At 32.2% G+C, this 11,281-nt stretch carries 9 protein-coding genes; 1 reads left to right on the top strand and 8 read right to left on the bottom strand.

Going from position 1 to position 11,281, the window contains the following annotated elements; all coding sequences use genetic code 11:
- Nucleotides 1–137: 137 nt before the first annotated feature.
- The 8 genes from EYW44_RS05770 to EYW44_RS05735 all read right to left on the bottom strand — a co-directional run bounded on the left by EYW44_RS05770 (nucleotide 138) and on the right by EYW44_RS05735 (nucleotide 9,649).
- The gene (locus EYW44_RS05770) at nucleotides 138–455 is read right to left on the bottom strand and encodes a hypothetical protein (RefSeq protein ID WP_132722723.1); all 318 of its coding nucleotides are present in this window, start codon (nucleotides 453–455) and stop codon (nucleotides 138–140) included.
- A gap of 19 nt (nucleotides 456–474) precedes the next feature.
- Nucleotides 475–957, bottom strand: coding sequence for a GNAT family N-acetyltransferase (locus EYW44_RS05765; RefSeq protein WP_132722722.1), 483 nt, complete (start codon nucleotides 955–957; stop codon nucleotides 475–477).
- Between the two features lie 102 nt (nucleotides 958–1,059).
- Nucleotides 1,060–1,986, bottom strand: a complete 927-nt coding sequence (gene mdh, locus EYW44_RS05760; RefSeq protein WP_132722721.1) for a malate dehydrogenase — start codon at nucleotides 1,984–1,986, stop codon at nucleotides 1,060–1,062.
- Between the two features lie 120 nt (nucleotides 1,987–2,106).
- A complete protein-coding gene (locus EYW44_RS05755; protein WP_132722720.1) occupies nucleotides 2,107–3,960 on the bottom strand; it encodes a hypothetical protein in 1,854 nt (617 codons plus the stop codon).
- A gap of 98 nt (nucleotides 3,961–4,058) precedes the next feature.
- Entirely contained in the window at nucleotides 4,059–5,108 is a 1,050-nt protein-coding gene (locus EYW44_RS05750; RefSeq protein WP_132722719.1) for a DUF6588 family protein, read from the bottom strand.
- A 160-nt stretch (nucleotides 5,109–5,268) separates the two neighbouring features.
- Complete coding sequence (gene gyrB / locus EYW44_RS05745; protein ID WP_132722718.1) at nucleotides 5,269–7,206, bottom strand: DNA topoisomerase (ATP-hydrolyzing) subunit B; 1,938 nt, start codon at nucleotides 7,204–7,206, stop codon at nucleotides 5,269–5,271.
- A gap of 426 nt (nucleotides 7,207–7,632) precedes the next feature.
- Nucleotides 7,633–8,259: a leucyl/phenylalanyl-tRNA--protein transferase gene (gene aat, locus EYW44_RS05740; RefSeq protein WP_132722717.1), complete on the bottom strand. Its 627-nt coding sequence runs from the start codon at nucleotides 8,257–8,259 to the stop codon at nucleotides 7,633–7,635.
- 10 nt (nucleotides 8,260–8,269) lie between these two features.
- The gene (locus EYW44_RS05735) at nucleotides 8,270–9,649 is read right to left on the bottom strand and encodes a short-chain fatty acid transporter (RefSeq protein ID WP_132722716.1); all 1,380 of its coding nucleotides are present in this window, start codon (nucleotides 9,647–9,649) and stop codon (nucleotides 8,270–8,272) included.
- 64 nt (nucleotides 9,650–9,713) lie between these two features.
- On the opposite strand from EYW44_RS05735, the gene EYW44_RS05730 reads away from it, so the two are divergent.
- On the top strand, nucleotides 9,714–11,270 hold the full coding sequence (locus EYW44_RS05730; protein WP_132722715.1) for an NAD(P)/FAD-dependent oxidoreductase: 1,557 nt from the start codon (nucleotides 9,714–9,716) through the stop codon (nucleotides 11,268–11,270).
- Nucleotides 11,271–11,281: the final 11 nt, after the last annotated feature.

Genomic DNA, 11,281 nt, shown 5'->3' with positions numbered 1-11,281 from the left:
ATGAAAAAGAAACTTTAAATACGTCTCTTTACCAGTAGACGATATAAATTCTATACTCTTACAGCATTAAGAGTTTTTTAACATTTTTGTTTGTTATTTAGATAAAGTGAAGAAAAAAGGCAATCTTTTTAATAAAATTACCTTCCTCGTGAATACTTTAAATAATCTAAGATCTCTTCCCATTCTTGAGACTTTGACAAAGAATGATGTCCTTCATCAATTTGTAAACCTCTAACATGAAACCATAGATATAAAGAATCTAATTTTTCTTGATGAGATGAATTATTATTTTCCCTATTTAAAACCAACTCTTTAGCATATTTATGATACAAACGTCTATTTTGTTTAATGTCTTGATTTGAAGTTTCCTTAAGCAATAAATAATGACATAAATTTGGAATAAAAACATATCCTAGCATCAAAAGCACTACAATAATTCCAATCAATTTTTTCATTTGTTTTTTATAAATAGCCTTACAACTCCTTTACCATCCAAACATTACAACTTGAATGACCTGAGCATCCTAATTGAACTTCCAATTGTTTGAATCCTGATTTTTCGTACATAGAAATGGCTTTTGAAAAATGAGGCAAGCTTTCTAAATAAATATGCGTATATCCTAACTCTTTGGCAGATTCAATGCTTTTTAGCATTAACTCTTTACCTACTCCTTTTCCTCTAACAGAATCAGAAATATAAAATTTCACTAACTCACAATAACCATCTTCTAAACCTTCTGTAGGAAAAATACCACAACAGCCAATTGTTTCTCCATTTACTTCAGACACCCATAATATAGATTTTTCTTCCTGAAAAAGCTCAAAAAGTGTGTCTGTAGAACTATCTGAATACACAGTTCCTGTTCTTGGTGCCTCAAACTCTTCGATAACACCTCGAATCATTGTTGCTAATGAAAGATTATCTTCTTTTTTTACTTTTCTATAAATAATATCCATGGACTTTTACTTTTTGAGTCACTCTAAGGTAAGCTTATATTTAAAATAAAAAAAGCAATCTTAAATAAGACTGCTTTTTAAATATTATATGAAAGAACTAGCTTATAGCTCTAAGTTTCCGTTGTTATTTTTAACTGCCGCTGCAGAAGCTGCTAAATGCTCTTTTTCAGCATCGCTTAAGTTAATTTCAACAATACGCTCAATTCCATTTTTACCTAATACTACTGGTACACCAATACATAAATCAGACAAACCAAACTCACCATCTAATAAAGCAGAACATGGGAAGATTTTTTTAGTATCACAAGCAATTGCTTGAACCATACCTGAAACAGCAGCACCTGGTGCATACCAAGCAGAAGTTCCTAATAAACCAGTTAATGTAGCACCACCAACTTTAGTATCTTGCTTTACTTGCTCTAATCTTTCTTCAGATAAAAATTCAGATACTGGTACAGAGTTACGAGTAGCTAAACGAGTTAAAGGCACCATTCCTTTATCAGAGTGACCACCGATTACCATTCCGTCAACGTCAGAAATTGGCGCTTCTAAAGCCTCAGCTAATCTGTACTTGAAACGAGCAGAATCTAAAGCTCCACCCATACCAATAATTCTGTTTTTAGGTAAACCAGTTGTTTTGTGTACTAAATATGTCATAGTATCCATTGGGTTAGATACTACAATGATAATAGTGTTTGGAGAGTGCTCAATTAAACTAGCAGATACTGCCTTTACAATTCCTGCATTAATTCCTAATAACTCATCACGAGACATACCAGGCTTACGAGCAATACCAGAAGTAATAACACAAACGTCTGAACCAGCAGTTTTACTATAATCTCCAGTAGTACCTGTAATTTTAGTATCAAAATTATTTAAAGAAGCAGTTTGCATTAAATCCATTGCTTTACCTTCTGCTAAACCTTCTTTAATATCTACTAATACTACTTCAGAAGCGAAATCTTTGATCGCAATGTACTCAGCACAACTAGCACCTACTGCACCTGCTCCAACAACTGTTACTTTCATTTTATATATATTTTTTTGAAATTTATTTAATAAGTTGTACAAAAATAGCTATTTGCATATTGATATAAAACAAAAACTCATGGTAATTACCATGAGTTTTTAAAGATTTGTTGATTTTTTTTAAAACTTGTGAGCAGATATTAAATGATTCTTTTCATTTAAGAATACTACATTATCTACTACATCTATTACGTAATTAGGAGTTTTGTCCATTAAATCTATAGAAAATTCTGCCTTACCAGTCTTCTTATTAATTTTTAAAATCTTGTGAATCGTAGGTAAATCGTCTCTCTTAATTTTTGTAACTATAAACTGACTATCTTTTGTTTTTTTAGAGTTAAAAAATCTTCTTGATGATACTTGAAATATTTCATTCTCTTTTTTAATTTCTCCAGCATATAAACCTATAATATTTGAACTTTCAGAAGTTCCATCTGTTTGATCTAAAGATGTTCTATACGCTCCATTCGACAAGCTACTTAACGCTTTTATATTATCAATAGACCCTTCAATATCAAAATCTACACCTGCAATAGCTAAACCAAATTGAGCTACACTTGCTAATCCTTCAATAGAAGATGCTGGTTTGTAATAATCAGAATACTTTACAGTACCATCTGGCTTTAACAATGACATATGTTGATCTGTGTACAACAAATACCCTTCTCCTTTAACATATTCAGCTACTAAAGGTGTTTTTCTTTTTACTTTAGTTAACTCTACATCTTCTGCAAATAACTCAATTTCTCCAGTATTTAAATCGAATTTATATCCTTTTTCATTTTCAAATAAAACTACTTTTTTCTCCTCTTCATCAAATGTTACTGCCGGAATTGCTTTAAACTTCACATCTTTTTTCCAAACATCTTTACCTTTCTCAAAGTCTAAAATATTTGATCTTTCTGTTGAAATATATAAAACTCCTTTTGAGGTTGGTGTAATATAGTATGGATAACCATCTACTCCTGTATCCCAGATTTTTTCACCATCATTAGAAACTAAAGCCACTTCTCCTTCTTTCTCTTCTTTACCAATAGCAATCAATCCTTTCTCATGAGGAATCACCTCTGCCAAAGCATCAATTTTAAAACTCTTTTTCCATTTAAATTGATTTGTTTTAGGGTCAATAATATTAAAACCTTCAGTTTCTACTAAAATTAAATTACCTGCATTATCAGGCATTACATCTATTAAAGTTCCTCTTAACTTTAATTTTCCAGGTGTAATATCTTCACCGTTTTCAGGATTTAAAACTTTTAATTTTTTAGATTTTTTAATTCCAACATATAAACTATTGTTCTTATCTGAATACACTAAAGCATTCACTTTCTTTTTTGCTTCATGCTGCCAAAAAAGCTCTCCACTGGCAAAGTTTATAGCATAAATATTTTCTTTTACACCAACAATCATATTGTTTTCACTAGGAAAAATAGGACCATGATCAATAAATGACCTTCCAAAAAACTTAAAAATCCCACCTACTTTTCCTAAATCGATAATCCAATTTACTTTTGTATTTGCAACACCAAAGCTCATTAACTTACGATTTTTGTTTTCTAATAATTCAAATAAAATAACACCTTTATCGTTTAATGTAGTATAGTTTTTTATTCTGTAACCTTTTTCTTTGGTATCAAAAACGATCTCACCTGTATTTGAATTCATCAAAATCCCTCTAGTTTTACCTACTACAGGACTATATTCTACATAAAAAAACGGCAACGCTTCTATTGCTAAAAAAGTATTTTTATTCACCGCTTTTAATTCTTTATTATGCCATATAATTTCTCCATTTGTTGGATTCATAGCTAATAAACCTTTTGCCCCTGAGGCAATGATATTTCCTTCGTTAGATTGTTTGATCCAACCTACCTCATAAAGTTCCTTTTTTAAGTCTCTTTCCCATAATTTCTCTTGAGAGAAACCTGCAATTGCTGTTAAAATAAAAATTAGATAAATTAATTTTGCTTTCATTGTTTTCTTTTTAATTCTCTCAAAAATAACCAAATCAATGAGATAAAAAAAACTCGCAATAATTGCGAGCTTTATATACTATTAATATTTTCTGATGATTATCTGAAACTAAAAGCAATACCACCACTAAAAGCATTATACTCTTGTAATGTATAATCAGCAAATAACTTGAAAAACCCTAAACTTAATCTTGCACCTACAGTAGCTCTCATACTACCTGCAGAAAAATCTTGCTCAACTGGATTCGTTACTGTTCTTTGGATTCTTTGACCTCCAGATCCGTCATAAAAAGCTGTGTAGCGACCTAATAAATTAATTGAAGAATTTCCTCCTCCATAACCAACTCCTCCATACACGTTGATGACAGGGAAATTTAACGATGCTAATGCTTGAATACTATAGGCATTTAATCTGAACTGTGTTTCTGCATTTTGAACCTCAAAATTAGCGTCTACAGAATCTTCAATTTTCCAATCTACATTCATATTTGTGTAAGTAGCCATTACTGATAAGTGTAATGGTAATTTATCTAAAGGACCTAAAAGATCTGTTAACTCTTTCTTTATACCAATTCCAAAAAGCCCACTTTGAACATCATCTATATTCACTTCAGGTACTATTCTCAATACAGTTTCTAATTTCCAAGGTAAACCAACAGCTACTTGTAAAACCGGAACTGGAGCTATGTTCCCTGGTAAATCATCTTTAAAACCTTGAGGCAATTCAACATCAAACTCAACTGTTTCAGTAACTGTTGTACTTGTACCTGGTATAGTACCTGTTACTTCTGTACTCAATGTTAATACACCTCCATTACCATCACCAAAAAGAGTTGGAGCAGATTCTGGTCCACTAATTATAGTGGATCTCAATCCTAATTGAGAAATCTGATATCGTTCTTTCTCAGAAGGCACAAAAGCTCCTGATAAACCTAAAGTTACATCAAAACCAAACTTTTTATGCACTTTTGCCGTATGATACCAACCACTATTCATACTATAAATAAGTCCTTCTAATGCAGGTGCAGAATAGGCATTTGCTATTTTATTTGCATCGTCTACTGCTCTAATTACATCTTCAATATCTTGTGCTTTAGCAACATTTATAAATAAAACTGTTGCAAAAAATGTGATGATAAGTTTCTTCATAATACTAGTATAGTTTTTTATCAAATTTAATAAAAAAGAAAATGGTATGCTTTTATTTATCAATAAGCTTATAATAATTAACTACAAGTAAGTAATTTTTAACTATCAAAAAAGCCTTTACTTTCGTAAAGGCTTCAGGAACTTTATTTAAATAATTGACTTATGCATCTATATTCGCATATTTTGCATTCTTTTCTATAAAGTCACGTCTTGGCGGTACTTCATCACCCATTAACATAGAGAAAACACGATCTGCTTCTGTCATATTTTCAATAGTAACTTGACGTAACGTTCTAAATTCAGGATTCATAGTTGTATCCCATAATTGCTCAGCATTCATCTCTCCAAGACCTTTATAACGCTGGATGCTTGCTCCACCGCCCATTTTTTGGTTAATTATATCTCGTTGATTATCATCCCAAGCATATTCTCTTTTTTGTCCTTTTTTAACTAAGTAAAGAGGTGGTGTAGCAATATAAATATAACCTTGCTCTACCATTTCACGCATGTAACGGAAGAAGAATGTTAAGATTAATGTTGCAATGTGCGATCCATCTACATCGGCATCACACATAATTACTACTTTATGGTAACGTAATTTTGATAAGTTTAAAGCTCTTGGATCTTCTTCTGTACCTACAGTTACTCCTAAGGCAGTAAACATGTTTTTGATTTCTTCATTCTCAAAAACTTTGTGTTGCATTGCCTTTTCTACGTTCAAAATTTTTCCTCGTAGTGGAAGTATTGCTTGGAAGTTACGGTCTCTACCTTGTTTTGCAGTTCCACCTGCCGAGTCTCCCTCGACTAAGAATATCTCACATTGAGCCGGGTCAGTTTCTGAACAGTCGGATAATTTACCAGGTAATCCTCCAATACTCATTACAGTTTTACGCTGTACCATTTCTCTAGCTTTTTTAGCTGCATGACGTGCTTGTGCCGCTAAAATTACTTTCTGAACAATGGTTTTTGCATCGTTAGGATTTTCCTCTAAATAATCAGTAACCATTTCTGCTACTGCCTGAGAAACTGCAGATGTTACTTCTCTGTTTCCTAACTTAGTTTTTGTTTGCCCTTCAAACTGAGGTTCTGCTACTTTTACAGAAACAATTGCTGTTAATCCTTCACGGAAATCATCCCCAGAAATTTCAAACTTTACATTTTTAAGTAAACCAGACTCGTCTGCATACTTTTTTAATGTATGAGTCAAACCACGACGGAAACCAGATAAATGCGTTCCTCCTTCGTGAGTATTGATATTATTTACATATGAATGTAAATTTTCAGCATATGAATCATTATAAATCATAGCCACCTCAACAGGAATACCATTTTTCTCACCTTCCATTGCAATTACATGCTGAATTACAGGAGTACGAGTACTATCCAGATATCTTACAAATTCAGATAATCCTTCTTCACTATTAAAAGTTTCAGAGATAAAGTTTCCTTCATCATCTTTATTTCTCTTGTCTGTTAATGAAACAGTAATTCCTTTATTTAAGTACGCTAATTCACGCATACGTGTAGCCAACGTATCGTAATTATATTCAATCGTTTGCTGAAAAATCGACTTATCTGGCATAAAAGTTACTTCTGTTCCTGTTTTATCAGTACCTCCTACTGTTTTTACAGGATATAAAGTTTTACCTCTTTCGTATTCTTGCTGCCAAATTTTTCCGTCTCTATATACAGTAGCTTTTAAATGATCTGATAATGCATTTACACACGATACACCTACCCCGTGTAAACCTCCTGATACTTTGTAAGAATCTTTATCAAACTTACCTCCTGCACCAATTTTAGTCATTACAACTTCTAATGCAGAAACACCTTCTTTCTTGTGTAATCCAACAGGAATACCCCTACCGTTATCTCTAACTGTAATAGAGTTATCTTCATTAATGTCAACTGAAATTATATCACAATGACCTGCTAAAGCTTCATCAATAGAGTTATCTACTACCTCGTACACTAAATGGTGTAATCCTCTAACACCTACATCTCCAATATACATGGATGGACGCATACGAACATGCTCCATTCCTTCTAGTGCCTGAATACTATCGGCCGAATAATTGTGCTTTTTTTCTTCGCTCATATTTTGAGATTATATTATCAATAATTATTAGGGTCACTTTTACCTTCACAAACATATAAATGCTATCTAAGTGTGAATGTTACTTTTAGTAAAATGTAAAAATGTTTTCTTCCCCCCTTAAAGAATATGGCTGCATATGTTACAACCAAAACATAGTTCACAAATCTAACACTTTATCACCTTAAAACAAAGCATTTAAGCTCATTTGTTGATTTTTTATTAACAATGATTTAAAATTAAAAAAACAGCTTAAATCAAATAAAAAGTAGTTTAAATTAGAAATATGGCTTTTTTTGATGTTATGCCAAAATAGTTATTTGGTTAATAAGCCGTTAAAAAGGCTTTTTTTTAATTATCGAATATTAAATACAAGCTAGGCAGCAGCAAGTAGCGTAAGAGTTCTTATAATTATAAGATCCTTCTTTTTTACATTAACATTTCTAAAAACTCTTCTCTTGGTATTTCTCTAGCTCCTAAACTAACTAAATGATCGTTATAAACTTGACAATCGATAACATCATAGCCACATTTATCTGACAAGAAAATAAATGCAATTTTACTCATGTTGCTTTTTTTACTAAACATACTCTCACCACAAAACACTCCATTTTGCAAGTCCACTCCATACAAACCACCTACTAATTCGTCATTACTCCATACTTCTATAGATTTCGCATAACCTTGTTTGTGTAAATTAATGTATGCTTGCTTCATTTCATCTGTAATCCAGGTACCTTCTTGCCCTTTTCTGTAGATATTTTTACAATTCTGAATTACCTCTTCGAAAGCTTTATTTACAGTGATACCATAATTTTTTTTTCGAAGAACTTGCATCATAGATTTTGAAACTCGTAATTCTTCAGGGTACAAAATCATTCTTTCAGGTGGACTATACCAAACAATAGGTTCATCTTCATTAAACCACGGAAAAATTCCATTTTTATACGCAAACAGCAATCGTTTCACAGATAAATCACCTCCTAAAGCTAAAATACCTTCTTCTGTAGCCAACTCATGAGGTGGAAATTCTATTTCTTCTCCTAGCCAAATCATTTTAATTGTTTTAAAAAATTAATAGACCCAGCAAATATACAGCACTTCCTACTACCATAGCTATTAACGTATACGGTAATATTTCTTTAGCCTTTAATTTTGTAATCCCTAATAATGGTAACGCCCAAAATGGCTGTAACATATTTGTTATTTGATCTCCATATGCCAATGCCATAATTGCTTTAGGAAGCGGAACTCCCAACTGTAAAGCACTTTCAACAACTACTGGACCTTGAACTACCCATTGACCTCCACCACTTGGCACAAAAACATTTACTAAACCAGCACTAAAAAAAGTGAATATAGGTAAGGTTTCTGCATTTGAAACAGCTACAAAAAAACCAGAAATTAAAGCCACCATACCAGTACTTTTCATTATTCCCATAATTCCAAAATATAAAGGAAATTGAATTAAAATCCCCGATACATCAGCTATAGATTCACTAACTGCATTCATGAATTTTTTAAAACTCCCGTGTAGCAGAATACCTAATCCTAACATAAAAAAATTAATTAGATTAGGTGTTATTTTCAACTCCTTTATATCTTCAAAATATCGTGTAAAAAATGTTATTAAAATTAGTACTCCAAATAAAATAGCTAGCCATTTAGAACTGTCTAACTTTTCTGCTTTTGTTACCGCTTTTTCATTAGTATGTAATGCATATTCTGGTAAATCTATTTGTGTTGGAGCTGCTTTCTTTCCTAAAAAATAAAATGTAGCTGAAACAGTAACCACTACCATAAAAAACACAATTAAATTCCACCAACTAAATACTGTTTGTGAATAATCAATAATTTCAGGAATTTGAGCTAAAACACTTTCAGAAGAAACAGTATTCATAATACTTTTTATATGTCCTGTTTCATTTATTTTAATTGGAGCTGACCCAGATATACCTCCATGCCAAACCATTAACCCTGTATAACCAGCTGCTCCAATGATAGGATAATTCAATTTAATCTGATTTTTTTGAGCGTGCTCCGCTACTTTTCTAGCTAATAATGCTCCAAATATGAGCCCCAACCCCCAGTTGAAAAAAGCTACCAACATAGTGGTGCTACTAACAATTGCTGCACTACTTGCCGTATTTGTACAATACTTTGTTACTTTTAGTATTAACCGACTTACTGGTTTACTTAACACTAATACATGACCCAATACTAAAATTAACATCATTTGATAAGCAAACACCAACAAACCATCAGTCCAAACTCCTTCCTCCCAAAACTGCATCACATCTATAAAATAACTCCCTACCGAAGCTGATGCGGGTTTTGTAAAAACTAAAGCCAATACCAAGGTAATAAGTGTTAATAAAATAGCAATGGTAAAAGGAGATGGAAGATATTTTTTGAAAATATTCTCTATAACCGAAGTTAATTTCATGTTGGTTGGTTTATTTGCTAAAATAAAAAAATAGTATCAATTGAAATTTGCATAGTTTTGCAGTATGGTTAAAGAAATTCAGCTTCGTGTTAATCTTTTTGAAGAAAAACAAACAAGTATTCTTGAAAGAAAGGCTGCCAAACAATTGGCAATTGATATCAACGAAATTTCAGGAGTTAAGGTATTACGTAAATCTATTGACGCTCGTAAGAAACAGGTAATATTTAATTACAAAGTAGCCGTTTACGTAAACGAGCCAGTACCCACTGTACCTGATTATGTTTTTGAATACAAAGATGTTTCAACTGCAAAAGATGTTCATATTGTTGGTTTTGGTCCCGCAGGAATGTATGCTGCTTTGCGTTGTATTGAACTTGGTTACAAACCTATAGTTTTAGAACGAGGTAAAAATGTACAAGATAGAAGAAGAGATTTACGAGCTATTAACCAATTTCATGAAGTAAACGAAGACTCTAACTATTGTTTTGGTGAAGGTGGTGCAGGAACTTATTCTGATGGTAAACTTTATACTAGAAGTTTAAAACGTGGTGATGTACGCCGTATTTTTGAAAACTTAGTATATCATGGTGCCACAGAGCAAATTTTAATAGATGCTCATCCTCATATTGGAACAAACAAACTTCCTAAAATTATTCAGAATATCCGTGAAACGATTTTAAAATATGGTGGTGAAATTCATTTTGAATCGAGAGTAACTGATTTTGTAATTAAAAACAATAAGCTAAAAGCTATTCAATTGCAAAACGGTAAAGAAATGGAAGTGAATGCTGTAATTTTAGCTACAGGTCATTCTTCAAGAGACATTTACGAATTGTTACATAAAAAAGAAATCCTATTAAAAGCCAAGTCTTTTGCAATGGGAGTTCGTGTAGAACACCCTCAAGAGATTATAGATCAAATTCAATATAGTTGTTCAGGAGCTAGAGACGAATTATTACCAGCAGCGGCATATAGTTTAGTACATCAAGTTAGAAATCGTGGTGTATATTCGTTTTGTATGTGTCCAGGTGGATTTATCGTTCCTGCTGCAACTGCAAATGGTGAAGTAGTTGTAAATGGTATGTCTCCTTCACGAAGAAATAACAAGTTTGCCAATTCTGGAATTGTTGTTGAAATTGATGTAGAGAAAGATTTACCAAAGTATGAGCAATATGGAGTTTTGAAAGGGTTACAATTTCAAAAAGATTTAGAAAAACTAGCTTTTAACGCTGGAGGAAAAAGTCAAGTTGCACCTGCACAACGATTGACTGATTTTGTTGAAGGTAAATTTTCTGATACTTTAAACGAAACTTCATACCAACCAGGACTTAATTCTTCACCAATGCACTCTATTTTACCTAAACATATTGGTTATAGATTACGAAAAGGATTTGATGCTTTTGGTAAAAAAATGTATGGTTACTATACCAAAGAAGCTAATATTATTGGTGTAGAATCTCGAACTTCTTCGCCTGTTAATATTCCTAGAAAAGATAATTTAGAGCATCCACAAATTGAAGGTTTATTCCCTTGTGGAGAAGGTGGTGGCTATGCTGGAGGAATTATTTCAGCTGCCATGGATGGAGAGCGTTGTGCTGAATCTGCAGTTAATCTATTATAAATTAACTTATT

It is taken from the genome of Tenacibaculum sp. M341 (genome assembly GCF_004337695.1).
In the GTDB taxonomy this organism is placed as follows: domain Bacteria; phylum Bacteroidota; class Bacteroidia; order Flavobacteriales; family Flavobacteriaceae; genus Polaribacter.
The sequence above is the reverse complement of the archived record's forward strand: the minus strand, read 5'-3'. Positions and strand labels throughout refer to the sequence as shown.

Excerpts from the sequence above, each read along its gene's own strand:
- EYW44_RS05770 (WP_132722723.1), bottom strand. The coding sequence starts at position 455 with ATGAAAAAATTGATTGGAATTATTGTAGTGCTTTTGATGCTAGGATAT.
- EYW44_RS05765 (WP_132722722.1), bottom strand. The coding sequence starts at position 957 with ATGGATATTATTTATAGAAAAGTAAAAAAAGAAGATAATCTTTCATTA.
- mdh (WP_132722721.1), bottom strand. The coding sequence starts at position 1,986 with ATGAAAGTAACAGTTGTTGGAGCAGGTGCAGTAGGTGCTAGTTGTGCT.
- EYW44_RS05755 (WP_132722720.1), bottom strand. The coding sequence starts at position 3,960 with ATGAAAGCAAAATTAATTTATCTAATTTTTATTTTAACAGCAATTGCA.
- EYW44_RS05750 (WP_132722719.1), bottom strand. The coding sequence starts at position 5,108 with ATGAAGAAACTTATCATCACATTTTTTGCAACAGTTTTATTTATAAAT.
- gyrB (WP_132722718.1), bottom strand. The coding sequence starts at position 7,206 with ATGAGCGAAGAAAAAAAGCACAATTATTCGGCCGATAGTATTCAGGCA.
- aat (WP_132722717.1), bottom strand. The coding sequence starts at position 8,259 with ATGATTTGGCTAGGAGAAGAAATAGAATTTCCACCTCATGAGTTGGCT.
- EYW44_RS05735 (WP_132722716.1), bottom strand. The coding sequence starts at position 9,649 with ATGAAATTAACTTCGGTTATAGAGAATATTTTCAAAAAATATCTTCCA.
- EYW44_RS05730 (WP_132722715.1), top strand. The coding sequence starts at position 9,714 with ATGGTTAAAGAAATTCAGCTTCGTGTTAATCTTTTTGAAGAAAAACAA.